Origin of the sequence: Bradyrhizobium huanghuaihaiense, assembly GCF_025200885.1 — a bacterium.
In the GTDB taxonomy this organism is placed as follows: domain Bacteria; phylum Pseudomonadota; class Alphaproteobacteria; order Rhizobiales; family Xanthobacteraceae; genus Bradyrhizobium; species Bradyrhizobium huanghuaihaiense.
On sequence record NZ_CP104172.1, the window covers coordinates 9,553,874 to 9,580,329 of the forward strand.

General features: G+C 64.8%; 19 protein-coding genes. 15 read left to right on the top strand and 4 right to left on the bottom strand.

The features are described 5' to 3' along the window. Positions 1-4 precede the first annotated feature (4 nt). Positions 5-379, bottom strand: a complete 375-nt coding sequence (locus N2603_RS44445; RefSeq protein WP_260387187.1) for a winged helix-turn-helix transcriptional regulator — start codon at positions 377-379, stop codon at positions 5-7. 142 nt (positions 380-521) lie between these two features. Here N2603_RS44445 and N2603_RS44450 point away from each other — a divergent pair, with 142 nt between their 5' ends. Next, positions 522-836: a hypothetical protein gene (locus tag N2603_RS44450; protein ID WP_260387188.1), complete on the top strand. Its 315-nt coding sequence runs from the start codon at positions 522-524 to the stop codon at positions 834-836. A gap of 161 nt (positions 837-997) precedes the next feature. On the opposite strand, the gene N2603_RS44455 is transcribed toward N2603_RS44450, so the two are convergent. After that, positions 998-2,176, bottom strand: coding sequence for an extracellular catalytic domain type 1 short-chain-length polyhydroxyalkanoate depolymerase (locus tag N2603_RS44455; protein WP_260387189.1), 1,179 nt, complete (start codon positions 2,174-2,176; stop codon positions 998-1,000). 141 nt (positions 2,177-2,317) lie between these two features. Next, on the bottom strand, positions 2,318-3,730 hold the full coding sequence (locus tag N2603_RS44460; RefSeq protein WP_260387190.1) for an MFS transporter: 1,413 nt from the start codon (positions 3,728-3,730) through the stop codon (positions 2,318-2,320). A 148-nt stretch (positions 3,731-3,878) separates the two neighbouring features. On the opposite strand from N2603_RS44460, the gene sthA reads away from it, so the two are divergent. From sthA to N2603_RS44475, 3 genes are all read left to right on the top strand, one after another. After that, entirely contained in the window at positions 3,879-5,270 is a 1,392-nt protein-coding gene (gene sthA, locus N2603_RS44465) for a Si-specific NAD(P)(+) transhydrogenase (protein ID WP_260387191.1), read from the top strand. A gap of 415 nt (positions 5,271-5,685) precedes the next feature. Next, positions 5,686-6,921: an LLM class flavin-dependent oxidoreductase gene (locus tag N2603_RS44470; RefSeq protein ID WP_260387192.1), complete on the top strand. Its 1,236-nt coding sequence runs from the start codon at positions 5,686-5,688 to the stop codon at positions 6,919-6,921. Positions 6,922-7,139: 218 nt separating this feature from the next. Beyond that, a complete protein-coding gene (locus tag N2603_RS44475) occupies positions 7,140-8,516 on the top strand; it encodes a cytochrome P450 (RefSeq protein ID WP_260387193.1) in 1,377 nt (458 codons plus the stop codon). Between the two features lie 244 nt (positions 8,517-8,760). Here N2603_RS44475 and N2603_RS44480 read toward each other — a convergent pair whose 3' ends face one another. Beyond that, entirely contained in the window at positions 8,761-9,600 is an 840-nt protein-coding gene (locus tag N2603_RS44480) for an SDR family NAD(P)-dependent oxidoreductase (protein WP_260387194.1), read from the bottom strand. A gap of 179 nt (positions 9,601-9,779) precedes the next feature. Here N2603_RS44480 and N2603_RS44485 point away from each other — a divergent pair, with 179 nt between their 5' ends. The 11 genes from N2603_RS44485 (at position 9,780) to N2603_RS44535 (ending at position 26,455) form a co-directional block, all read left to right on the top strand. Beyond that, on the top strand, positions 9,780-10,745 hold the full coding sequence (locus tag N2603_RS44485) for a sensor histidine kinase (RefSeq protein ID WP_260387195.1): 966 nt from the start codon (positions 9,780-9,782) through the stop codon (positions 10,743-10,745). A 218-nt stretch (positions 10,746-10,963) separates the two neighbouring features. Next, the gene (locus tag N2603_RS44490) at positions 10,964-12,700 is read left to right on the top strand and encodes a putative bifunctional diguanylate cyclase/phosphodiesterase (protein WP_260387196.1); all 1,737 of its coding nucleotides are present in this window, start codon (positions 10,964-10,966) and stop codon (positions 12,698-12,700) included. Between the two features lie 247 nt (positions 12,701-12,947). Further along, positions 12,948-14,390 (top strand): sigma-54 interaction domain-containing protein, encoded by a 1,443-nt coding sequence (locus N2603_RS44495; protein WP_260387197.1) that lies wholly within the window; start codon positions 12,948-12,950, stop codon positions 14,388-14,390. 196 nt (positions 14,391-14,586) lie between these two features. After that, the gene (locus N2603_RS44500; protein ID WP_260387198.1) at positions 14,587-15,897 is read left to right on the top strand and encodes an MFS transporter; all 1,311 of its coding nucleotides are present in this window, start codon (positions 14,587-14,589) and stop codon (positions 15,895-15,897) included. A 123-nt stretch (positions 15,898-16,020) separates the two neighbouring features. Beyond that, positions 16,021-18,057: an acyl CoA:acetate/3-ketoacid CoA transferase gene (locus tag N2603_RS44505; RefSeq protein WP_260387199.1), complete on the top strand. Its 2,037-nt coding sequence runs from the start codon at positions 16,021-16,023 to the stop codon at positions 18,055-18,057. Positions 18,058-18,162: 105 nt separating this feature from the next. Further along, positions 18,163-19,347: a substrate-binding domain-containing protein gene (locus N2603_RS44510; RefSeq protein WP_260387200.1), complete on the top strand. Its 1,185-nt coding sequence runs from the start codon at positions 18,163-18,165 to the stop codon at positions 19,345-19,347. Positions 19,348-19,596: 249 nt separating this feature from the next. Then, a complete protein-coding gene (locus N2603_RS44515) occupies positions 19,597-20,361 on the top strand; it encodes an ABC transporter ATP-binding protein (protein WP_260387201.1) in 765 nt (254 codons plus the stop codon). Then, on the top strand, positions 20,358-21,080 hold the full coding sequence (locus N2603_RS44520) for a branched-chain amino acid ABC transporter ATP-binding protein (RefSeq protein WP_018644304.1): 723 nt from the start codon (positions 20,358-20,360) through the stop codon (positions 21,078-21,080). Before N2603_RS44515 ends, N2603_RS44520 begins: the two co-directional genes overlap by 4 nt. Beyond that, complete coding sequence (locus N2603_RS44525; protein ID WP_260387202.1) at positions 21,077-22,087, top strand: branched-chain amino acid ABC transporter permease; 1,011 nt, start codon at positions 21,077-21,079, stop codon at positions 22,085-22,087. Before N2603_RS44520 ends, N2603_RS44525 begins: the two co-directional genes overlap by 4 nt. Further along, the gene (locus N2603_RS44530) at positions 22,084-23,169 is read left to right on the top strand and encodes a branched-chain amino acid ABC transporter permease (RefSeq protein ID WP_026312186.1); all 1,086 of its coding nucleotides are present in this window, start codon (positions 22,084-22,086) and stop codon (positions 23,167-23,169) included. The genes N2603_RS44525 and N2603_RS44530 overlap by 4 nt, the downstream gene beginning before the upstream one ends. Positions 23,170-23,344: 175 nt before the next feature. Further along, complete coding sequence (locus N2603_RS44535; RefSeq protein WP_260387203.1) at positions 23,345-26,455, top strand: bifunctional diguanylate cyclase/phosphodiesterase; 3,111 nt, start codon at positions 23,345-23,347, stop codon at positions 26,453-26,455. Position 26,456 lies beyond the last annotated feature (1 nt).

Sequence of the window (26,456 nt, forward strand, 5' to 3'; positions counted from 1 at the left end):
CTTTTTACTCAGCGGCGTCTGCGAGCGCCGCTGTCTCGCCGAGGTTTCGTTCACCCCATTCGCGGATCGCTGCGACCACGGGGACGAAGCTCCTACCCTTCCGCGTCAGGCGATACTCCACCTTCGGCGGCACCTCGCCAAAATCCTTGCGGTCGATCAGGCCGCTCATCGTCAGCGCCTTCAATTCGCGGCTGAGCACGCGCGGGGTGATCTCGGCACTGCCTTCAGCGCCGCGCAGCAGGCCGCTCCTGATCTCGCCGTAGCGGCGCGGGCCGTCCTTGAGATCCCAGACGATGCGCAGCTTGTACTTGCCGCTGATCATCTTCTGAAACGCCGCGACCGGACAGGCGCGCGACGGGATCGCTCTTGCCTTCGCCATGTCGTCTCCTCCATGCGCCAGCCAAGCCAGATGCGAGGATAGGATCGATCGCGAAAAAGTCCATACTATCAATTTTGTCCATACTTGCGAGAACGCGCGCAAGGCGCAGATGATGACGCACATGACGAACAGGGAGCGTCACATGAAGCACTTCATGATCAGATACCAGTTCAAGAACGGTACGACGGAGGAATGGCACCGGGAGATCGGCCGCTTCATCAAGGCGATCGACGGCGATCCGGAGTTGAAGGGGCGGATCGGCTATCGCGTCCTGAAGGCCCGCGACGACGGCAGCTATTTCCACCTCGCCAGCGTCAGCGACGATGCAGCGCAGAAGGCTTTGCAATCGCGCGACTTCTTCAGGGCCTATCAGGAGACGACGCGGAAAGTCGCCGGCGGCGAGGTGACGGTGACGCCGATCGAGGTGATCGATCAGACGGCAGCTTCGCTGAGCTGAAGCGACGGGGTCGCCACAAATTCAACTGTCGTCCCGGCGAAGGCCGGGATCCATACCGCGGAATCTATCGTTGCGATCGATCGAAGTCCCGAAACAACGAGTCTTCGCCAAACTTCTTCTGCGGAGTATGGGTCCCGGCCTTCGCCGGGACGACAGAGAAGCTACTTCATCAATCCCGCCGCCGTCAGGGCGCGCGTGATGATCTGGCCGAGATCGAAGCCGCGGGATGCCTCCTGCTTCGGCTCGGCCGCTTCTTCGGCGACCTTCGCGCGGATCGAGCGGGCGAGATGCGGTGCGGGTGAGCGCGCCGGAGCGGCTTTTGCCGGAGTAGCAGGCTTCGCCGCCTTCTTCGCCTCCGCGATCCAGCCGGTCAGGCCGAAGAACTTTGCGATGTGATAGGACGAGGAGATGCCGGCCTCGATCAGGAACGCGCCCTCCATGCCGTAGCGCTGGTCGTTGTCGGCCAGCCCAAGCGGCGTGCCGTGGGCCATGTCGGTGATGGCGTAGGACTCGACCAGCGTCTCGCCGTCCTTGTTCCACCAGGCCTGGCGCGGATAGCCATCGACATTGGTCTCGGCCATCGGCACGGCGGGCAGATCGTGCAGGTCGAGCCATTGCTTGACGATCTCGTTGGCATTGCCGGGGTTGACCGTGCGGTCAGCGCTGCCGTGCCACACCGAGATCCTCGGCCAGGGACCGCGATGGTTCGAGGCGCGCCGCACGAAATCGCCGAGCTCGCGATCGGGCCTCTGCGGCGAATAAAACATGCCGTCCAGCGCCTCGCGCAGATTCGACGCGATGCCGTAAGGCAATCCGGCGATGATCGCGCCAGCCGCAAAGACTTCCGGATAGGTCGCGAGCATCACCGACGTCATGCCGCCACCAGCGGAGAGGCCGGTGATGAAGATGCGCCTGGGATCGATGCGATGTGCATCGGCCATATGCGCGATCATCTCGCGGATCGAGCGCGCTTCGCCGCTGTCCCGCGCGGTGTCTTCCGGATTGAACCAGTTGAAGCAGGTGTTGCCGTTGTTGACGCGCTGCTGCTCGGGCATCAGCAGCGCGAAGCCGTAATGCCGCGCGAGCGTCGACCAGCCGGCACCGAGATCGTAACCCGCCGCCGTCTGTCCGCAGCCGTGCAGCACGACGACCAGCGCGCGCGGCTTCTGCAGCTGCGCCGGCACGAACGCGAACATGCGCAAGGCTCCGGGATTGTCGCCGAAGCCCGTGACCTCTTCCAGCGGGCTGGATGAATCAGGGCTCCGGCCGAACTCGGCAAGGCGCAGACCGTCCAGCTTCGGCAGACGTCTCAACAAATCGACATTTCTTGCTAACGACACGGCAATTTCCTGGTGGGCGACGTTCAACGTACAGCCCAACCAGATAGTTGCTGCATCGCGAAATAAAAAGGCCGTGTGCTGTCGATCTCGCGAAAATCACTGGAAATTCAGCAGAAATCCGCACGCATTAACCGCAATGCTTCAACTTGATGCAGATGCGCGGCGCATCCACGTCAGAAATACGGTGCAGATCATGATTAACGTCACAAACAGCGCGAGCGAGACGAGAAATCCTGCGCGCGCTGATTGCAATGATTCGATCGCGAAGAATACCGCGCCGATTGCGGCCACTCCGGCCGCATTTCCGATCTGTGCGGTCGTGCCGTACATGCCGGAGGCCGAGCCTGCGGCGACAGGTTTGACAGTCGAGAGCACCGCGCCTGATAACGGCGCCATCACCAGCCCCTGCCCGTAACCGAAGATGCTCATGGTGAGCGCCAGTGCGAGCAGCGACGGCGTGTCAACATAGAGCACAAGAAGCGCGAGCGCGCCGAGGCCTGCGATCTGCAACGCGCAGCCTTCGATCAGCACCTTGGTGCCGCGATGCCGCGCCCTCGCGCCGCTGTGACGCGAGGCCACGACGAAGGCGATGGCAAGTGGGATGCAAACCATACCGGCCGCAAGCGGCGGAATCTTCAGGCCGCGCTGCATGAACAGCGTCATGACAAGATAGAACGAGAGATTGGCGAGAAAGAAAAAGAACGCCGCGCCAAGGCCGCGCAGGAAGGCGGCGTCCGTCAGCAGCGTCAGATCGATCAATGGCATGCCGCCGGCTCGCGCGACCGCATGTTCGAGCTTGAGGAATGCCACGAGAATCGTCCCGCCGATCACCATTATGACCCACAGCCACGGCGCCCAACCGACATCATGGCCGAACAGCAGCGGCCCGATCAGGCACAGCAATCCCGCGAACAACACCACGCTGCCCTTGACGTCGAGCCTGGTCCCGGCCCGTCGCGGCACCGACGGCATGATGCGCCAGGCGGCCGCGGCGATGACGAGGCCAAAGGGAACGTTGACGAAGAACACCGACCGCCAGCCGGTGCCGGCGAGATCGAGCGACACGAGAACGCCGCCGAGCAGGAAGCCCGCGGCGCCCGCAAGCCCGAGCACGATACCGTAGACGGCGAAGGCGCGGCTGCGCGTCTCGTCGGTGAACAAAAGATGCAACGTCGCCAGCACCTGCGGCACCATCAGCGCTGCGGTCGCGCCCTGCGCCAGCCGCGCGACGATGAGCTCGACGCCGGATTGTGCGAGCCCGCACCACAGCGAGGTCGCCGTGAAGCCGAGTACGCCGACCAGGAAGACAGTCTTGGTGCCGTGGATGTCGCCGAGCCGGCCGCCGGTGATGACCAACGTGGCATAGGCGATCAGATAGATCGCGATGACGGATTCGATCTGCGCCGGCGACGCCTTCAGATCCACCGCGATGGTGGGGATCGCGACATTCACGATGAAGGCATCGACGCCGAACATGAACTGGGCGGCGACGACGATGGCCAGCACCCACCAGCGCCGGGTCGAATCGATTGGCTTTGTGACGGTTTGATGCATTTTCGCGCGAACCTTCGGCGATTTATTTGCGCGCAAGCCTCGCAAATCGCGGTCATCCGCGCGATTACCTCGGAGGTAGGACTTGTCGCTTTGGCCCGATTGCTGCATGTCGGTTCCCGCTGGATTGCAGGGGTTCGGAAGTCTTCCGATGTACGACTACGACATGGTGGTGATCGGCTCGGGCCCGTCGGGGCGCCGGGCCGCGGTGCAATGTGCCAAGCTCGGCAAGTCCGTGCTGGTGGTGGAGAAAGGCCGGCGGGTCGGCGGCGTCTCCGTCCACACCGGCACCATCCCCTCGAAGACGCTGCGCGAAACCGTGCTGAACCTGTCCGGCTGGCGCGAGCGCGGCTTTTACGGCCGCTCCTATCGGGTGAAGCAGGACATCGCGGCCAGCGACCTGATGACCCGGCTGCAGAAGACGCTCGATCACGAGGTCGAGGTGCTCGAGCATCAGTTCAGCCGCAACCTCGTCCGCACCGCCAATGGCGAGGCGCGCCTGGTCTCGCCGCATGAGGTCGAGATCACGAGCTCAATCGGCGAGACCAAGGTGGTGTCCGCCGCCTTCATCCTGATCGCCTGCGGCACACGCCCGTTCCGTCCCGACTACGTGCCCTTCGACGGCACCACTGTGCTCGACAGCGATGAGATCATCGAGCTGCCGAAACTGCCGCGCAGCCTCGCCGTGATCGGCGCCGGCGTGATCGGCGTCGAATATGCCACCATCTTCAGCGCACTCGACGTGCCCGTGACCCTGATCGAGCCGCGGCCGACCTTCCTCGATTTCATCGACAAGGAATTGATCGACGAGTTCATGCACGAGCTGCGCGACCGCAATGTCGCGCTGCGGCTCGGCTCCAAGGTGACGTCGATCGAGAAGAATGCGCAGGGCCATATCGTCACGCATCTGTCGGACGGACGGCACGTCACCACGGAGATGCTGCTGTTCGCGGCGGGCCGCGTCGGCGCCACCGACCGGCTCAACCTCGAGGCCGCCGGCATCGCGGTCGACCATCGCGGCCGCATCACGGTCGATCCCGTGACCTTGCAGACCAGCGTGCCGCACATCTATGCCGCCGGCGACGTGATCGGCTTTCCGAGCCTTGCCTCGACGTCGATGGAGCAGGGCCGCGTCGCGGCCTGCCATGCGCTCGGCATGGAGCCGTTGGCGCCGCCGGAATTCTTTCCCTATGGCATCTATTCGGTGCCGGAGATCTCGACCGCCGGCCTCACCGAGGAAGAGGTGCGCACGCGCGGCATTCCCTACGAGGTCGGCATCGCCCGCTTCCGCGAGACCTCGCGCGGCCACATCATGGGGCTGAACAGCGGCATGATGAAGATGATCTTCTCGACCAAGACGCGCCGCCTGCTCGGCGTGCATATTCTGGGCGAAGGCGCCACCGAGCTGATCCATATCGGTCAGGCCGTCCTGAACCTCAAGGGTACGATCGACTATTTCATCCAGAACACGTTCAACTATCCGACGCTGGCCGAGGCCTACAAGATCGCCGGCCTCGATGCATGGAACAGGATGACGCGGTAGCTTCGGGTTTTCGCCTCTCCCCGCGCGCGGGGAAAGGCCCGAATTCAAACGCAGTTTGAATTCCGGGTGAGGGGGACTCTCCGCGAGTCGCGCTGTCCATTGGAACGTCGCCCCCCTCAGCACGTCATTGCGAGCGCAGCGAAGCAATCCAGAATCCCTCCGCGGAAAGACTCTGGATTGCTTCGCTGCGCTCGCAATGACGGTGTTGGGGCTGTCTCGAAACCGAACTACCTCCGTCCCCGCGGAGACTCCCCTCACCCCAACCCTCCCCCCGTAAGAACGGGGAGAGGGAGAAGCGGCAACGTCAGCACATAGCTGCATTCCGCTGCGCGGGACATCGCGTGATTGCGTTCGCTGGTCCCAGCACGTAGCTTCACCGTCTCAACAAACAGAAAATTCAGCCGGAGAGAACGCCATGGCGCGCCTGAAGTTCGGAGCCTTCCTTGCCCCGCATCACCCGATCGGGGAGCATCCGATGCTGCAGTTCCGGCGCGATCTCGACCTCGTCGAGCAGCTGGACGCGCTCGGCTATGACGAGTTCTGGTGCGGCGAGCATCATTCCTCCGGATGGGAGATGATCGCTTCGCCCGAGATGTTCCTGGCGGCCGCCGGCGAGCGCACCAAGCGGATCAAGCTCGGCACCGGCGTCATCTCGCTGCCCTATCACCATCCCTTCAACGTCGCCCAGCGCATGGTCCAGCTCGACCACATGACCGGCGGCCGTGCCATCTTCGGCTCAGGTCCCGGCGCGCTCGCCTCGGACGCGCACACGCTCGGCATCGACCCGATGACGCAGCGCGACCGCCAGGACGAGGCGATCGGCGTGATCCGCCGCCTGTTCAACGGCGAGCGGGTCACGGCGAAGAGCGACTGGTTCACCATGAACGACGCCGCGCTGCAGATCCTGCCCTTGCAGGAGGAGATGCCGTTCGTGGTGGCCTCGCAGATCTCGCCGTCGGGCATGACGCTCGCCGGCAAATACGGCATCGGCATCATCTCGCTGGGCTCGATGACGACGCAGGGCCTGATGTCGCTGCAGCAGCAATGGCAGTTCGCCGAGGACGCCGCCAAGAAGCACGGCACGAAGGTCAACCGCGCCGACTGGCGCGTGCTGCTGACCTTCCATATCGCCGAGACCCGCGAGCAGGCCCGCAAGGAGGCCGGCGCCGGGCTGATGCGCTGGCACAACGAATATAATGTCGGCACGCTGCAACGGCCGGGCCTCACCGCGTTCTCCTCGCCGGACGAGGCCGTCGACAAGACCGCTTTCGTCGAAGGCGCGGCGTCCACCATCGGCACGCCCGATGATCTCGTCAAAACCATCAAGAACGTGATGGAGGTGTCCGGCGGCGTCGGTGCCATCATCGGCTTCGTGCACGACTGGGCCAATCCGGAAAACACGCGCCGGAGCTGGGACATGGTGGCGCGCTATGTCGTGCCGGAGATCAACGGCTACATCGACGGTCTGCGCCGGTCGCAAAAATTCGTGATCGAGAACCGCGCGATCTTCGAGCGTGCGGGGCAGGCCGTGATGGCCAAGATCATGGCGAACGAGAAGGCCGCCGAGGCGCTGAAAGTCACCGGCCCCGGCCGCGTCGCCATTCCCGCGGTCAACGCGCCGGATCTGCAGAAGGAAGCAGCGAAGCGGTAGGGCGCGCTTGTCGTCCCGGCGAAAGCCGGGACCCATAACCACCGAATTGTGTTTGGCGAAGACTCGCGACTACCAACTCGTAACAAACTGCTTCCCGGGGTTATGGGTCCCGGCGTTCGCCGGGACGACAGCCGTGACGATTTTGTGCGCAAGACGACCGCAGCGTGATCGCGCCCGGATGTGCTATGCTGGTCGGGTCTGCCAACGGAGCAATCCTCATGTCGATGCAGAATGTGGCCGCCCCTGCGCTTCCGTTCACCGCACCGAGGCGTAACGAGCTGACGCACATTCCCGGCGACGAGGGCTGGCCGATCATCGGCAAGACCTTTCAGGTGCTCGCCGACCCCAAGGGGCATATCGAGGCAAACGGCGCCAAGTACGGCCCGGTCTACCGCACCCATGTGTTCGGCGAGACCAACGTCGTGCTGCTCGGCCCCGAGGCCAACGAGCTCGTGATGTTCGACCAGCAGAAACTGTTCTCCTCGACCCATGGCTGGAACAAGGTGCTGGGCCTGTTGTTTCCGCGCGGGCTGATGCTGCTCGATTTCGACGAGCACCGTCTGCATCGCAAGACGCTGTCGGTCGCGTTCAAGTCCGGACCGATGAAGTCCTATCTCAGCGATCTCGACCGCGGCATTGCCGCGCGCGTCGCGCAGTGGAAGGCGAAGCCCGGCGAGATGCAGCTCTATCCGGCGATGAAGCAGCTCACGCTCGATCTCGCCGCCGCGTCCTTCCTCGGCGCCGATATCGGGCCGGAGGTCGACGAGATCAACCGCGCCTTCGTCGACATGGTGGCGGCCGCCGTCGCCCCGGTCCGCAGGCCGCTGCCGGGCACGCAGATGGCGCGCGGCGTTGCGGGGCGCAAGCGCATCGTCGCCTATTTCCGCCAGCAGATCCCGCTCCGCCGCGGCAATCACGGCGGCGACGACCTGTTCTCGCAGCTCTGCCGCGCCACCCATGAAGACGGCGCGCTGCTGTCCGAGCAGGACATCATCGACCATATGAGCTTCCTGATGATGGCCGCGCACGACACGCTGACCTCGTCGCTCACCTCCTTCATCGGCGAGCTCGCCGCCAATCCGGACTGGCAGGACAGGCTGCGCGCGGAGGTTCTGGCGCTCGGGCTTGCTCCTGATGCCCCCAGCAGCTTCGACGATCTCGAAAAGATGCCGCTGTCGGAGATGGCCTTCAAGGAAGCGCTGCGGATCAAGCCGCCGGTGCCCTCGATGCCGCGCCGGGCGATGCGCGATTTCACCTTCAAGGGCTACACGATTCCCGCCGGCACCGCGGTCGGCGTCAATCCGCTGTTTACGCACCACATGAAGGACATCTGGCCCGAGCCGGACCGCTTCGATCCCCTGCGTTTCACCGAGGAAGCCCAGCGTGGCCGCCACCGCTTCGCCTGGGTCCCGTTCGGCGGCGGTGCCCATATGTGCCTCGGCCTCCACTTCGCCTACATGCAGGCGAAGTGCTTCGCGCGGCACTTTTTGCAGAACATCGAGGTGTCGCTGCAACCGGGCTACAAGCCGGACTGGCAGATGTGGCCGATCCCGAAGCCGCGAGACGGGCTGCGGGTGACGGTGAAGGCGGTGTGAGATTTCTCGTGTCCCGGACGCGCGGAGCGCGAGCCGGGACCCAGAAAGCCAGAGGTAAGCTGCGGCTGGATGGGCCCCGGCTCTGCGGTGCGGCACTTCGCGCCGCACCGCGTCCGGGACACGAGAGTCTCGTAGGGTGGGCAAAGCGAAGCGTGCCCACCCTCTCTCTCTATTTGAACACGATGGTGGGCACGGCGCGCGAAGGGCGCGCCTTTGCCCACCCTACGGCACCATCGTCGTAGCTCTACGCCCCCTGATCGAACGCCTTGCGCAAGGCGCTCAAGCCCTGCTGCTGCTGGCTCCAGTTGCGGCCGCCGGTCATGGCGCCGTCGATGACGAGGTCGTGGCCGTTGATGAAGCTGGATTCGTCGCTCGCCAGGAACACCGCGGCATGGGCGATGTCATCAGGAAGACCTGCGCGCGGGATCGGCTGCGCGGTCTTGTAGACCTCGCGCATCACGGCCGGCGTCTTCTCCGCGGCGTCGGTCGAGAGCCCCAGCGCCTTGCCGAAAATGCCGGTCGCGATCGCGCCGGGCGAGATCGAGTTGACGCGCACGTTGGATTCGCCGAGCTCCATCGCCACGCATTTGGTGAGATGGATCACCGCAGCCTTGGCCGCGCCATAGACGATGGACGAGGAAAACCCGGCGAGGCGGCCAGCAATGCTGCCATTGTTGATGATGCTGCCAAAACCCTGGTTCTTCATATAAGGCGCGGCGTGCTTCATGCCGAGCATGACACTGCGCACCAGCGTCGCCATCGCCGCGTCGAAGCGGTCGACCTCGAGACCCTCGATGCCGCCGGTCTGCGCCGGGCCGCCGGCATTGTTGAACAGGCAATCGATCCGGCCGAACCTCTCCACCGCGAGCGCGATCAGCGCCTGCATCTGCGCTTCGACCGTCACGTCGGTCTGGCGGAAGACGCAGTTTTCCCCGAGCTGCCTCGCCAGCGCCTCGCCTTCCGGTATGCGCCGCCCGGCGATCACAATTTTGGCACCTTCGGCAACGAAGACTTCAGCAGTCCGCAGTCCGATCCCGCTGGTTGCGCCCGTGATCACCGCCACCTTGCCGTCTAGCCTGCCCATGGAATGTCCCTGCTTTCGAACCCCTTGACGCCAAACGGCGAACACCGATCGACGACGGCACCGCGACAGTCGGCGCCGCGACGGTCACTATTCCTGCCGGCTTCCGACAAGGCAAGCTTTGCTTGCGCGCCCGACATGCGTAACATTCAAGGCGGCCGCACGTCGCAACCGGGCTGCGCATGGAGAAGCTGATCGAGGAGTTCCGCAAGGGCTGGCAGGGCGTGGCGCCGCCGTCGCTCGGCCTGAGCATCGGCTTTGCGATCACCTGCCTGCTGGTTGCGACGCTGGCGCGCTGGGGCCTCGCGCATGTCCGGCCCGACGTCTATTTCACCCCCTATTTTCCGGCCGTGTTCTTCGCCGCCGCCTTCGGAGGCTTCCGCATCGGCATCGTGACCGCGATCATCGGCGGCGTGCTCGGCGTGGTCCTGAATTTCAGCGATGCCATTGCCGACAACGCCCGCTTTGCCCTGCTGGCGCTGTACTGGGTGGTCTGCGCACTCACCATCTGGGGCGTCGAACATTATCGTACGCTCCTGATCGAGCAGCGCCGGATCTCGAAGCGCCTGATCGAGGAGGAAGAGTATCGCAAGCTGCTGGTCGACGAGCTCCAGCACCGGCTGAAGAACAAGCTCTCGACCGTGCACGCCGTGATTCATCAGGTGCTGCACGACCAGCCACAGGTCTGGGCCCGGATCGATCCGCGGCTGCGTTCGCTGGCCACGACCGACGATCTGATTTCCAGGATCGACAAGGGGGGCTGCGATATCCGCGACCTCTTGATCGCCGAGCTCGGGCCTTACGGCCATGTCCGCTTCACCCTCAACGGCGACCGGCTGTTCCTGCCGCCGAAGCTCGCGGTCACGCTGTCATTGATGTTTCACGAGCTCGCCACCAATGCAGGAAAGTATGGCGCATTCTCCGCGCCCCGCGGTCTGTTGCAGGTGTCATGGACCGTCAGCGAGGACCGCCTGACCGTCACCTGGGACGAAACCGAAGGGCCGAGCGTGGACAAGGTGTCCGAGCCCGGCTTCGGCACCAAGCTGCTGAAATCGGCCCTTTCGGCTTTCGATGGCAGGACCGAGATCTCCTATCTCAAGTCCGGCCTGCATTGCATCATGCAATGCCGGATCCCCAAGGGCGGCTAGACTCGAAACAAACGAAAGAGGAGCGCGCAGGTCACGCGCGCTTTCGCGCGTGCCGTTGACGCTCTGTTAATGACGATTTTCTGCGCGCGTCGCATCGCCGCAAGTTTCGTCAACGACACCCCCGTATTTCTCCGCACCCCTTAACCAAACTTAAGAGGGAACTGCGCATGATTGCGTGCATTGCAAAGGCGCGCTGAACAACAAGATTCATGACTTCTATGAACGACAACAAATATTCCGGCGCGAATGAAGCCGAACTCGGATTTCTCAAGGAAATCGTTAGAATGCTGCCGGCGGGCCTGACCGTGCAGGACGCCCATGGCGAGCTTCTGCTGGTTAACGATGCTGCAGCCGCCCAGCTCGGCATGGACGGCAGCCGTCCCTCGCCGGATCTGGCGCCGCGCCGCGAAGCGTGCCGCAAGGCGCTGAGCGCCGGCCAGCCCATCGTCACCGAGGAAGCGCTTCACGACGGCGCCGCGCGCCAGGTGCTGCTCACGACCCATCGTCCCGTTCGCCTCGCCGGACGCGAGCTCTTGATCTCGGCCTCCTCCGACATCACCGAGCAGAAGAATTTCGAGGACCAGCTGTTCCGCTCGGCCTATTTCGACGAGCTGACCGGCCTGCCCTCGCGCCGCGTGATCGAGCATCGCGCCAACAGCCTGCTCGCACACGATGGCAGCAGTGAGCGCTTCGCGCTGGCCTTTCTCGACGTCGACAATTTCAAGCACATCAACGACTATTATGGCCACGCCGTCGGCGATGCGCTGCTGGTCGAGCTGTCGAAGCGGCTCGGGCGCGACCTGCGCGATTCCGACATGCTGTCGCGCATCTCCGGCGACGAATTCCTGCTGCTGCTCTCTCCGATCCAGAGCCAGGAGGAAGTCGCCGAGTTCATGCAATCGACGCTGGAGCGGCTGACCGCGCCGTTCTTCATCGACCATTCGGAAGTCTTCGCCTCGACCTCGGTCGGCATCAGCCTCTATCCCGACCACGGGCGCAGCTTCGAGACGCTGCGGCAGAACGCCGACATCGCGATGTACCGCATCAAGAACAACGGCAAGGGACTGGCCGCGTTCTTCGACGCCAGCATGGAGCGCGAGGCGCTGGCGCGGAGCAAGATCGAGCAGTCGCTGCGGCTCGCCATCCTGGAGAAGCGCTTCTGCTGCGCCTTCCAGTCCAAGGTCGACATCCGCACGCAGGCCGTGAAGGGCATCGAGGCCCTGGTGCGCCTGCGCGACGACGAAGGCGTGATCCAGGCGCCGGGCTCGTTCATCAATCTCGCCGGCGAGCTCGGCCTGATCGACGAGCTGACCCATCTCGTGCTCGCCGAGATCGTCAAGTCGATCGACCTGATCAACGACACCTTCGGCGCGGAAGCGACCATCAGCATCAACGTCGCCGCCAAGCAGGCCGGCAATCCCGAGTTCATGCGCAGCTTCGCGCGGGCGCTGGAGGAGACCGGCTTTCCGCAGCGCTTCATGATCGAGGTGACGGAAGACGCCTTCGTCGCCAAGAATCATTTCCAGGCCGAGATCCTGCCGATGTTCCGCAAGCTCGGCGTCGGCATCTCGATCGACGATTTCGGCACCGGCTATTCCTCACTCTCGGCGCTCGCCGACATCACCGCGGACGAGATCAAGATCGACCGCTCCTTCATCACTGATATCCACAAGCGCCCGCGCAGCCAGGGCATCTTGCGCGCGATCGAATCCCTGAGCGAGGCGCTCGGCATCACCGTGATCGCCGAGGGCCTCGAATCCTACGAGGAGCTCGCCTATCTCCAGGCCGCGACCAAGATCCGCTACGCGCAGGGCTATTACTTCTCCCGCCCGATCTTCCTGGAGGAGCTGAAGCTCGCAACGCCGGTCTCCAGCGAAGCCCGCGGCAGCGTCGCCAGCCGCCCGATGCAGCAGAACCGTCAGGGCTATTCGCGGGCGAGCGGGTATCGACGGTAGGGGGCCGCTCCAGGACCTGCGTTCCGTCATCCTGAGGTGCGAGATCCGCGATGCGAACGCATCGTGGGGTGAGCCTCGAAGGATGAACGGCCGAGATGCAGCCGGGCCGTCGCCCTTCGAGGGCCGCTGAAGAAGCGGCCACCTCAGGGTGACGGTGGATAGATTGCGAACGGCCCAGCCCTCAATTCTCCCTTTGAAATCGCTACACTTTTGCTAATACACAGGCGGGCTTCCCGCGAGGCACGCCATGTCCGTCCCTACTTCTGCCGTCAGCGATCCCGCCTATCTCCGTGCGCGCGCAATGGTGACGCTGTTCGAGCGGCTGGAGAACCTCTGCGAAGGCGCGATTGCGATCGATCGCGGCGGGCGCGTCGTCTACGTCAACGAGAAATATCTGGCCTCGCTCGGCCTCAGGCACACGGCGGAAGCGATCGGCCGCCCGATCGAGGAGGTCATTCCGAACAGCCTGATGCGGAAGGTGGCCGAGACCGGCGAGCCGATCCTGCTCGACATCATGGAGCTCGGCGGCGAGCAGCTCGTGGTGACGCGCATGCCGATCGAGGACGAGAACCGCAAGGTCATCGGCGCGATCGGCTTCGTGCTCTATGACCATCTGGAGAGTCTGAAACCCCTGCTCGCCCGCGTCGCCCAGCTCGAGAGCGATTTGCGGCTGGCGCGCCGGCAATTGTCCAATGCCCGCGCCGCGCGCTTCACCTTCGCCGATTTCGTCGGCACGACGCCGGGAATCGCGCAGGCCAAGGAGCTCGCGGGCCGCGCCGCACGGCAGAGCGTCACGGTGCTGCTCACCGGCGAGACCGGAACGGGCAAGGAAATGCTGGCGCAGGCGATCCACAACGCCTCCTCCCGCGCAGACAAGCCGTTCGTCAGCGTCAATGTCGCGGCGATCCCGGAAACGCTGATCGAGTCCGAATTCTTCGGCACCGTTCCCGGCGCCTATACCGGCGCCGACCGCAAGGGGCGCGAGGGCAAATTCCGGGTCGCCGATGGCGGCACGCTGTTCCTCGACGAGATCGGCGAGATGCCGCTGCAGCTCCAGGCAAAACTCCTGCGCGTGCTGCAGGAGCGCGAGATCGAGCCGCTCGGCTCGGACAAGATCAGCAAGGTCGACGTCCGCGTCATCGCCGCAACCAATGTCGATCTGCGCAAGCGCGTCAGCGACGGCGCATTCCGGCCCGATCTCTATTATCGCCTCAACGTGCTCTCCGTGGACCTGCCGCCGCTGCGTCAGTGCCTGGACGATCTCCCCGACATCTGCGCCCGGCTGCTCGACGACATCAGCGCGTCCGGCGACTACGTCAAGGCCAAGATCACGCCGAGCGCGCTGGCCGCGCTCGCCCGCTACGACTGGCCGGGCAATGTCCGCGAGCTCCGCAACATCCTCGAGCGCGCGCTGATCCTCAGCGATTCCGGGCGGCTGACCGGCGACGACTTCCTCCGTATCCTCCCCGTCGGCGCCGAGGTCAGGCTTGCACCGGCCGAGCGCCCGGCCGGAACGGTGGTGCCCTATGCCGAGGCCGAGGCCGAGTTCGAGAAGCACACGCTCGAGCAGGCGCTCGCCGCCAGCAACGGCCAGATCTCGGAGGCCGCCAAGATGCTGCGGATCTCGCGTGCGACCTTCTACAAGAAGCTCGCCAAGTTCGGCCTCGCCGCGGGACCAGCCTCCGTCTGAGTTTCGAGACTCTGGGTGTCCAGAGTCTCGGATTCCTGACACGCGATCTGGCCGCTTCGTCCCGAAGCATTCGCTGAATCTGCTGGGTTTTCGGCCAATTTGCGCAAACCTGCGGCATCTGGCGCGGACCTTGCTCTTCGCTTTTGCACAATGACGCATGCTGCACATGCGCATTCGCAACCAGGGAGGACGCAAGATGAGTGAAGCGATCTCGGTCCATCAGCTTCAGACGAGACAGCCCTCGCACGTAACGGTCGCCACCGCGAGCCTGATCGGCACGGCGATCGAGTGGTACGACTTCTTCCTCTACGGCACGGCCGCGGCGCTGATCTTCAACAAGCTGTTCTTTCCGACCTTCGACCCGATGATGGGAACGCTGCTGGCGTTCGCGACCTACGCGCTCGGGTTCATCGCGCGCCCGCTCGGCGGCGTCGTGTTCGGGCACTACGGCGCCAAGATCGGCCGCAAGACCATGCTCTATCTGACGCTGCTGATCATGGGCGCGGCGACGGCGGCGATCGGCTTCCTGCCGACCTACGAGACCGCCGGCATCTGGGCCGCGATCCTGCTCGTCACCTGCCGGCTGATCCAGGGCTTTGGCCTTGGCGGCGAATGGGGCGGCGCGGTGCTGATGGCGGTCGAGCATGCGCCCGCGGACAAGAAGGGTTTCTACGGAAGCTGGCCGCAGCTCGGCGCGCCGCTCGGCCTCGTGCTCGGCACGCTGGTGTTCTCGGTGGTATCGGCGCTGCTGACCGACGCGCAGCTTTATGCCTGGGGCTGGCGCATTCCGTTCCTGTTCTCGATCGCGCTGGTGCTGGTCGGCCTGTGGATCCGCTTCACCATCGCGGAATCGCCGGAGTTCCAGAAGGTCAAGGACACCAAGCAGGAGGTGAAGATGCCGATCCTCGAGGCGATCAGGATGTATCCCAAGAACATCCTGCTCGCGATGGGCGCGCGCTTCGCCGAGAACGGCTTCTTCTACATCTACGCGACCTTCGTGCTCGCCTATGCCACGCAAACGCTCGGCATGAACAAGCAGGACATGCTCAACGGCGTGCTGATCGGCGCCGCGATCGAGACCTTCACCATCCCCGCCTTCGGCGCGCTCTCCGACCGGCTCGGGCGGCGGCCGATCTACATCTTCGGCGCGGTGTTCTCGGCGCTGATGTCGTTCCCGCTGTTCATGCTGCTTGGGACCAAGAACCCGCAATACGCCTGGATCGCGATCGTGCTCGGCCTCGCCATCGGCCATGCCGCGATGTACGGCCCGCAGGCGAGCTTCCTGTCGGAGCTGTTCGGCACCAAGGTGCGCTATAGCGGCGTCTCGCTCGGCTACAACCTCGCCTCGATCTTCGCCGGCGCGCTGTCGCCGCTGATCGCGACGGGATTGATGACGGCCTATGCGCCGGCGACCTGGCCGATCTCGCTCTACATGATCGCCTTGGCGGTCATCACGGTCGTCTCGGTCTATTTCGCCACAGAAACACGCAAGGTCGCCCAGCCCTGAACGGGCTGACCGCGCCCCCCCGCGACGCCGGAGCGGCTGGTCGCCAGCCGCTCCACGCGATACGAATAGAGGCAAACGAGAAGAACCGGCATGCGGTCCGCAACAGACATGGGAGGGAATGCCATGAGCCAGCATCCTGCCTTGCCCTATTTGCGCAACGCCGAGAAGGGCAAAGTCGTCACCGCGGCGGAAGCCGTCATGCTGATCCGTGACGGCGACACGGTGGCCACCGGCGGCTTCGTCGGTATCGGCTTTGCCGAGGAGATCGCGATCGCACTGGAGGAGCTCTATCTGTCCAACGAGGGCGATGCGCCCTATACGCAGGGCAAGCCGCGCAACCTGACGCTGGTCTATGCGGCCGGCCAGGGCGACGGGAAGCACCGCGGCCTCAATCATCTCGCGCATGAAGGCCTGGTCCGGCGCGTGATCGGCGGGCACTGGGGCCTTGCTCCCAAGCTGCAGCAGCTCGCGATCGCCAACCAGATCGAGGCCTATAATCTGCCGCAGGGCGTGATCACGCACCTGTTCCGCGACATCGCGGCGCGCCGGCCCGGCCACATCACCCGCGTCGGCATGGGCACGTTCGTCGATCCCCGGCATGGCGGCGGCAAGCTGAACGCGCGCACCACCGAGGACATGGTGGAGCTGATCACGCTGCGCGGCGAGGAGTGCCTGCTCTACAAGACGTTCCCGATCAATGTCGGGATCATCCGCGCCACCACAGGGGATCCCGACGGCAACCTCACCATGGAGAAAGAGGCGCTGACGCTGGAGGCGCTCGCCATCGCCATGGCGGCGCATAATTCCGGCGGCATCGTCATCGCCCAGGTCGAGCGCGTCGCCGAGAGCGGCAGCCTCAATCCGCGCCAGGTCAAGATCCCCGGCATTCTCGTCGACTGCGTCGTGGTGGCGAGACCTGAGAACCACTGGCAGACCTTCGGCACGCAATACAATCCCGCCTTCAGCAGTGAGATCCGGGTCCGCGCCGCTTCCCTGCCGGTGATGCCGGTCAGCGAGCGCAAGATCATCGCCCGGCGCGCCGCCCTCGAGCTCAAGGCCAACAGCGTCGTCAATCTCGGCATCGGCATGCCCGAGGGCATCGCTTCGGTCGCCAATGAAGAGCGGATCATCGACCTCATCACGCTGACGGCGGAGCCGGGCGTGATCGGCGGCATCCCCGCGAGCGGCATCGATTTCGGCGCGGCGATCAACACCCAGGCGGTGATCGACCAGCCCAATCAGTTCGACTTCTACGACGGCGGCGGCCTGGATGCCGCGTTCCTCGGCCTCGCCCAGGTCGACCGTGCCGGCAATCTCAATGTCAGCAAGTTCGGGCCGAAGCTTGCCGGCGCCGGCGGCTTCATCAACATCAGCCAGAACGCCAAGGAGGTCGTGTTCGTCGGCACGTTCGGCGCGGGCAAGCAGCGCATCGCGGTGAATGACGGCAAGCTCGTCATCCTCGACGAGGCGAAGTCGCGCAAGTTCGTCGACAAGGTCGAGCACGTCACCTTCAGCGGCCCGTTCGCCGCCGCGCGCAAGCAACGCACGCTCTATGTCACCGAACGCTGCGTGCTCGAGCTCAGGCCCGACGGGCTCGAGCTCACGGAAGTCGCGCCCGGCATCGACATCGAGCGCGACATCCTGCGCCTGATGGACTTCAAGCCGCTGATCCCGCGCGACCCAGCCCTGATGGACGCTCGCATCTTCCGCGACGGCCCCATGGAGCTGCGCGAGCGCCTGCTCACCATTCCGCTCGACCAGCGCTTCACCCTGGATGAGCAGCAGAACCTGTTCTTCGTCAATCTGGAGCGCTATCCGCTGCGCAGCAAGGCGGAGATCGACACCATCGCTGATATCGTCGAGGCGAAGCTCGCACCGCTCGGCCGCCGGGTCTACGCCATCGTCAATTATGACAACTTTTCCATCCTGCCGGAACTGATGGACGATTATTCTGCCATGGTGCGCAGCCTGGTCGACCGCTTCTATTCCGGCGTGTCGCGCTACACCACCTCGGGCTTCCTGCGCATCAAGCTCGGCGAAGCCCTGGAGAAGCGCGGCGTCGCGCCGCATATTTTCGAGAGCGCGGAGGAAGCGCAGTCGGATCGACGTCAAGCCGAGGGCGCCGACGTATCGGGCACCATGCGGCAAGCCCAAAAATGATGCAGGCTCGAAAGGCCGACACGCTCGGCCGGAGGTTCAATTGCAATGTTCGTAGTGTTGTGCAAATCGCTGTTGCCGAGAAACTTTGAATCAGGAGGGACCATCGTGCGTCGATCATTCATCATAACAACAACCATCCTCGCCCTCGCCGCGAGTACCTCCGCACGGGCCGACGATCTCAAGGTCGCGCTGATCTACGGCAAGACCGGTCCGCTGGAAGCCTATGCCAAGCAGACCGAGACCGGCCTGCGGATGGGTTTTGAATACGCCACCAAGGGCACCATGACGCTCGACGGTCGCAAGATCGTTGTCATCACCAAGGACGACCAGGGCAAGCCGGACCTGTCCAAGGCTGCGCTCGCGGAAGCCTATCAGGACGACAAGGCCGACATCGCGATCGGCACGACCTCGTCGGCTGCGGCGCTGGCGATTCTCCCGGTGGCCGAAGAGAACAAGAAGATCCTGATCGTCGAGCCCGCCGTCGCGGACCAGATTACCGGCGAGAAGTGGAATCGCTACATCTTCCGCACCGCGCGCAATTCCTCGCAGGACGCGATCTCCAACGCGGTCGCGATCGGCAAGCAGGGCGTCACCGTCGCGACGCTGGCACAGGACTACGCCTTCGGCCGCGACGGCGTCGCCGCCTTCAAGGAGGCGCTGGCCAAGACCGGCGCGACGCTCGCTGCGGAAGAATATGCCCCGACCTCGACCACCGACTTCACCGCGGTCGGCCAGCGCCTGTTCGATGCGCTGAAGGACAAGCCGGGCCGCAAGGTGATCTGGGTGATCTGGGCCGGCGCCGGCAATCCGCTGGCAAAGCTCCAGGACATGGACCCGAAGCGCTACGGCATCGAGCTCTCCACCGGAGGCAACATCCTGCCGGCGCTCGCCGCCTATAAGGGTCTGCCCGGCATGGAAGGCGCGACCTATTACTTCTACGACATCCCGAAGAACCCGGTGAACGACTGGCTGGTCGCCGAGCATCAGAAGCGTTTCAACGCCCCGCCGGACTTCTTCACCGCGGGCGGCTTCGCCGCCGCCATGTCCGTCGTCGCTGCCGTCACCAAGGCGAAGTCGACCGACACCGAGAAGCTGATCAGCGCGATGGAAGGCCTAGAGTTCGACACGCCGAAGGGCAAGATGGTATTCCGGAAAGAAGACCATCAGGCGCTGCAGAGCATGTATCACTTCAAGGTCAAGGTCGATCCGAACGTCGCCTGGGCCGTGCTCGAGCCGGTGCGCGAGCTGAAGATCGAGGACATGGACGTTCCGGTCAAGAACAAGCGCTGACGTTTCTTACTTCACCTCCCCCGCTCTTTTCCGCCGAAGCCTTGGCGAAGGCGGATGCGGGAGAGGCCGGGAGAGGGCTCCATCCCCTTGGGGGTCCTCGTTTGCAGAAACACCCTCTCCCAAGCCGATGCTTCGCATCGGCGCTTATTGAGAACGGCGACCGAAGGTCGCCTATGCCTCCCCCGCAAGCGGGGGAGGAGGCGCACCGCGACCGCGGATAAATCCAGTTCATCAATTGCCAGACTCTCAATGACGCTCACCCTCGAAACTCGCGACCTCACCATCCGCTTCGGCGGACATGTCGCGGTCAACAACGTCACCTGCAGCTTTCGCCCGGGCGAGCTCACCGCCATCGTCGGGCCGAACGGCGCCGGCAAGACCACCTATTTCAATTTGATCTCGGGCCAGCTCCGCGCCTCCAGCGGCAGCATCCTGTTCGACGGCACCGACATCACCCAGCACTCCGCGCCGCTACGGACCCGTGCGGGTCTCGGGCGCGCGTTCCAACTGACAAATCTGTTTCCGAACCTCACCGTGGAGGAGAACGTCCGCCTCGCGGTGCAGGCGGCGAACGGCACCCATTACGACATGCTGCGGCCCTGGACGGTGCGCGGCGACCTGATCGCGCGCGCCGACGCCATCCTCGACCAGGTCGCACTCGGCAATCGCCGCGGCGTCGCTGCGACAGCGCTGTCGCATGGCGACCAGCGCAAGCTCGAGGTGGCGCTGATGATCGCGCTGGAGCCGAAGGTGTTCATGTTCGACGAGCCGACCGCCGGCATGAGCATCGACGAGGTGCCTGTTGTCCTCAACCTGATCGCGCAGCTCAAGCAGGACACGAGCAAGATCATCCTGCTGGTCGAGCACAAGATGGACGTGGTGCGCTCCCTCGCCGACCGCATCATCGTGCTGCATAACGGGCAACTCGTTGCCGATGGTCCGCCGGCCGAAGTGATCGCCTCGCCGATCGTGCAGGAGGCATATCTCGGCGTTGCACCGAAGAGCGCAGCATGACCGATCTCCTCAAACTCTCCAGCGTGCACACGCATATCGGCCGCTACCACATCCTCCAGGGCATCGACCTCGCCGTCCCGCAAGGCCAGGTCACGATGCTGCTGGGGCGCAACGGCGCCGGCAAGACCACGACGCTGCGCACCATCATGGGCCTGTGGCAGGCCTCCAGCGGCGAGATCAGCCTCGCCGGGATGCGCATCGAGAGCCGCGCCACGCCCGACATCGCTCGGCTCGGCGTCGGCTATGTGCCGGAGAGCATGGCCGTGTTCTCCGACCTGACGGTGAAGGAGAATCTGGTGCTGGCAGCGCGCGACGGGCCACTCGACGACACCCAGCTCGACTGGATCTTTGGCTTCTTCCCGGCGCTGCGCCGGTTCTGGCTGTCGCGGGCGGGGAGCCTCTCGGGCGGACAGAAACAAATGTTGTCGATCGCACGCGCCATCATCGAGCCGCGCAAGCTGCTCCTGATCGACGAGCCGACCAAGGGGCTGGCCCCGGCCATCGTGATGGCGCTGATCGAGTGCTTGAAGGAGATCAAGCGCAAGGGCGCTACGATTCTGCTGGTCGAACAGAATTTCTTTGCCGCTCGCGAACTCGGCGACAACGTGCTGGTGATGGACAACGGCACCATCGTCCATCGCGGCGAGATGGCGGCGCTCGCCGCCGACGTACCGCTGCAGGAGCGGCTGCTCGGCCTGAGCCTGGAGGCACATCAGTGACTGACCTTGCCGCAAACGATCCCCTGCCGAAGCCGAAGCGCGACATCGCGCCGGTGCTGCTGCCGATCGCGCTCGCGCTGCTGATGATCCCGCTGATCGGATCGACTTCTTCCTGGCTGACGCTGACCGCCGCGAGCCTTGCCATGGGCATGATGATCTTCATCATGGCCTCGGGCCTCACGCTGGTGTTCGGCCTGATGGACGTGCTGAATTTCGGCCACGGCGCCTTCATTGCCGTCGGCGCCTATGTCGCGACCCTGGTGCTGGCGCCGTTCGCGGCGTCGATCCAGGCGGATTCGCTCTGGATCAACCTCGCGGTGCTGGCCCCGGCCGCGCTGCTGTCGATGGCCGTATCCGGCGCGCTCGGCCTGGTCGTCGAGCGCGTGCTGATCCTGCCGGTCTACGGCCAGCATCTGAAGCAGATCCTGATGACGACCGGCGGCCTGATCGTCGCCGAGCAGACGCTCTATGCGCTGTGGGGACCGCAGATCATCCCGATGCCGCTGCCGGCCTCGCTGCGCGGCTCCTTCATTCTCGGCGACGTCGCCATCGCCAAGTACCGCGTGCTGGCGATGCTGATCGGGCTTGCCGTCTTCATCGCGATCCAGCTCGTGCTCAACCGCACCAAGCTCGGCCTCCTGATCCGCGCCGGCGTCGAGAACCGCGAGATGGTCGAGGCGCTCGGCTATCGCATCCGCCGCCTGTTCCTCGGCGTGTTCATGACCGGATCGGCCTTGGCCGGCCTCGGCGGCGTGATGTGGGCGCTCTATCGCGAGCAGGTGCATGCCTCCATGAGCGACGACCTCACCGTCCTGATCTTCATCGTCGTCATCATCGGCGGCCTCGGGTCGATCGGCGGCTGCTTCATCGGCGCGATCCTGGTGGCCATGGTCGCCAATTACGGCGGCTTCCTGGTGCCGAAACTCGCCCTCGTCTCCAACATCCTGCTGATGGTCGCCATTCTGATGTGGCGGCCGCGCGGCCTCTATGCGGTGACCAGCCGATGATGATCCTTTCCGGCGATCCGCCGCGCAGCCGCGTTCTCACGCTCCTCCTCGTCGTCATCATCCTGGCGCTGGCGGCAACGCCGTTCCTGTTTCCGGGGGCCAAGGCGCTGAACGTCGCGGCCAAGATCTGCGTCTTCGCCGCGCTGGTCGCCTCCTACGATTTGCTGCTCGGCTATACCGGCTCGGTGTCGTTCGCCCACACCATGTTCTACGGCATCGGCAGCTACGCCATCGCGATCGCACTGTACGGCATGGGACCGAACTGGGCGGCGGTCGCCACCGGCATCGTCACCGGCCTGCCGCTCGCCGCGCTGCTTGCGCTTGCCATCGGCCTGTTCTCGCTGCGGGTGGCCGCGATCTTCTTTGCCATGATCACGCTCGCGGTCGCCTCCGCCTTCCAGGTGCTGGCCTCGCAGCTCTCATGGCTCACGGGCGGCGAGGACGGGCGCAGCTTCCAGCTCCCCGAGCTGCTGCGTCCCGGCACGGTGTTGATCTCCAAGAACCTGTTCGGCTTCGAGGTCAACGGCCGCATCCTGACCTTCTATCTGGTGTTCGCGATCTCGGCGCTGATGATCCTCGCCTTGCTGCGGGTGGTGAACTCGCCGTTCGGGCGCGTGCTGCAGGCGATCCGCGAGAACCGGTTTCGCGCCGAGGCGCTCGGCTTCCGTACCGTCTTCCATTTGACTTACGCCAACTGCCTCGCCGCCCTCGTCGCCGCCAGCGCCGGCATCCTGAATGCACTGTGGTTGCGCTATGCAGGTCCCGACACCTCCCTGAGCTTCTCCATCATGCTGGACATCCTGCTGATGGTGGTGATCGGCGGCATGGGCACGATCTACGGCGCGATCATCGGCGCCACCATCTTCATTCTCGCGCAGAACTATCTGCAGTCGCTGATGGGCGTCGCCTCCAAGGCGGCGTCGGAAGCCGGCCTGCCGCTGCTGCCGGGACTTTTGCATCCCGACCGCTGGCTGCTGTGGCTCGGGCTGCTCTTCATCGCCAGCGTCTATTTCTTTCCGACCGGCGTGGTCGGACGGCTGCGCCATGGCGGCGGCAAGAAGGCCGCAGGCGCCTCGCATTAAGCATTGATTAATGATGCAGCGCAGCGATTGCCGCGGGCGCAACGCAACTGCAGCGTGCTTCGCGCCTTGCGGCGCACGGGTAGGGCAGCGCAACCGGATTTAATCCTTAGGTAACTGGTTTTCCTAAGGTTTGGGCCATTTGTGCGGTGTATTCGTGTTCCTCCAGGGAGGGGGAATGCGCAAGGTCATTGCTAGGGTCGCAACCGGAATGTTCCGGGCCGCCAGAGGCGGCTGGGAGGCAGCGACGCGGCGTGGTCCGGTGCTGTGGCTGACCCTGTGCGGCGCGCTGCTGGTCGCGGGCATCTTCGCCGTGACCGCCATGGCCGTCGGCGAATTCCGCGAGCGGACCCTGGTCAACCGCGAGCGCGAGCTGGAAAACACGGTACAGCTGATCGCGCGCCACTTCGATCAGCAATTCGTGGATTCGGACGTCGTCGCCGCCGATCTGATCGGGCAGATGAACCTGCCGGAGATCAACTCGCCGGCGATGTTCCGCGAGCGCATGTCCAGTCCCGCCACGAACCAGATGCTGCGCAGCAAGATCAGTTCGATCTCCTATCTCGGCGACATCGCGATTTACGACGCCGATGGCGAGCTGATCAACTGGTCGCGGAGCCAGCCGCTCCCCAAGATCAATATTTCCTCGCGCGCCTATTTCCAGACGCTCAAATCAGACCCGATGTCCGAGCCGGTGCTGCTGGAATCCGTCCGCAGCTTCATCATCGGCAAATGGACCACGGTCGTCGCGCGCCGGCTCAACGGCACCGACGGCACCTTCTTCGGCGCGATGGTCCGACGGATCGATCCGGACAGCTACCAGAACTATTTCGCATCCGTGGCACTTGCGGAAGGAACGGCGATCTCGCTGTTCGACCGCGAAGGCAAGATGCTGGCCCGCTACCCTCATGTCGAGGAGCTGATCGGCAGGAGCTTCAAGGATGCACCGCTGATGCGGAAGGTGCTGACCAAGGGCGGCCAGCACACGCTTCGCGTCAAGAGCCCGGTCGACCACGAGGAGCGGCTCGGCTCGGCGGCGTCGCTGAAGCATTTCCCGCTGGTCATCGTCGCCACCAACACCACGGCTGCAGCGCTCGCGGACTGGCGGCAGCAGACCGGCTTCATGGTCACCACGGCCGCGCTTTCGGCCACCGCGATCGCGCTGATCCTTTATCTGATCATTCGCCAGATCAACCGGCAGAACCGCGAGGCCCAGGAACGGATCGAGGCGGAGCGGCTGCGGCTCGACACCGCCCTCAACAACATGTCGCAAGGGCTGATCCTGTACGACGCGAACGGCTACATCGTCACCTGCAACCGCCGTTACGCCGACATGTTCGGCCTCTCTCACGACGTCATCAAGCCCGGCTGTCACATCCGCGAGGCGATGTCTCATCGCAAGGAGCGTGGCGCGTTCGGAGGCGATGTCGAGGCGTTTTGCGCCGATGTGATGCGGGTGGTCGCCGAAGGTACGGTTTCCACCAGGATCCACGAGTTGCCCAACGGCCGCGCCTTCCAGGTCATCAACACTCCGCTCGCGCAGGGCGGCTGGGTCGCCACGATCGAGGAGATCACCGAGCGGCGCAATCTGGAGCAGGAGCGCGACCGCAACTACATGTTCCTGCGCGAGATCATCGACCACATCCCATCCCAGATCACGGTGAAGGACGCCGGCACGCGGCAATATCTGCTGGTGAACCGGACCGCCGAGGAGCAGTTCGGCCAGTCCAGTGACGAGATCGTCGGCAAGACCCCCTTCGACCTCTACCCGGACGAGGAGGCCAGGCTCGTCACCGAGGACGACAGCAAGGCGCTGCAGGCCGCCGAGGGATTGTTCAAGGACGAGCATGCCTGGCGAAGCCAGACCAAGGGAGCGCGCTACATCATCTCGACCCGGATCGGCATTCGCGACAAGTCCGGCGAGCCGCGCTACCTCATCAGTGTCGTCGAGGACGTCACTGAGCGGCGGCGCGCCCACGAGAAGATCGCGCATATGGCGCACTACGATGCGCTGACCGATTTGCCGAACCGCACGCTGTTCCGCGAGCAGATCGAGCGCGAGCTGGAGAAGGTCGCGAGCGGCGCGCAGTTTGCGCTGCTCTATATCGACGTCGACGAATTCAAGGGCATCAACGATTCGCTCGGCCATCACGTCGGCGACGAGCTGCTGAAGGCGATCGCGACCCGCCTGCGCGGCTGCCTCAAGAAGGGCGACCTTATCGCGCGGCTCGGCGGCGACGAATTCGCGGTGATCCAGACCGGAATCCGGTCCTCCGCCGACGTGCTGTCCTTCGTGACACGAATCTACGAGGCGATCCGCCAGCCCTATAACTGCCTCGGCCACCAGCTCTCCACCGACGCCAGCATCGGCATCGCGCTGGCGCCGCAGGACGGAGCTGATCTCGACCAGCTCATCAAGAATGCCGATCTCGCGATGTACGGCGCCAAGGCCGAGGGGCGCCGCACCCACCGCTTCTTCGAGCCGGAGATGGATGCGAGCGCCAAGGCGCGCCTGACCATGGAGCAGGATCTGCGCCAGGCCCTGGTGAATGGTGGCTTCGAGATCCACTATCAGCCGCTGGTCGATCTGCGCTCGGGCGAGGTCTCCGGCTGCGAGGCGCTGCTGCGCTGGCGCCACCCCGAGCGCGGCATGGTGTCGCCGGCGGAGTTCATTCCGATCGCCGAGGATACCGGACTGATCAACGAGCTCGGCGACTGGGTGCTGCGCACCGCCTGCAACGAAGCCGCGACCTGGCCGGCGCATATACGCGTTGCAGTCAACGTCTCGCCGGTGCAGCTCAAATGCGACACGCTGGCGCTCAGGATCGCCAGCGCGCTCGCCGCCTCCGGACTCGATCCGCGCCGGCTCGAGCTCGAGATCACCGAGGCCGTGCTGATCCGCGACGACGAGGCGGCGCTGTCGATCCTGCACCAGCTCCGCTCGATCGGCGTACGCATCGCGCTCGACGATTTCGGCACCGGCTACTCCTCGCTCAGCTACCTCAAGCGCTTCCCGTTCGACAAGATCAAGATCGACCGCTGCTTCGTCGCCGACATCGCGGAGACCAGCGGCGCGCCCGTCATCGTGCAGGCGGTGGTGAACATCGCCGCCGCCAGCAGCATGACCACGGTCGCCGAGGGCGTCGAGACCGAGGCCCAGCGCGAGATGCTGCGTAACCTCGGCTGCACCGAGATGCAGGGCTACCTGTTCAGCGCGCCGAAGCCGGCCGCCGAGGTGCGAAAATCGTTCGGCAAGGGCGATGCCGCGCCGGTGGCGGCGGTGGCCTGAG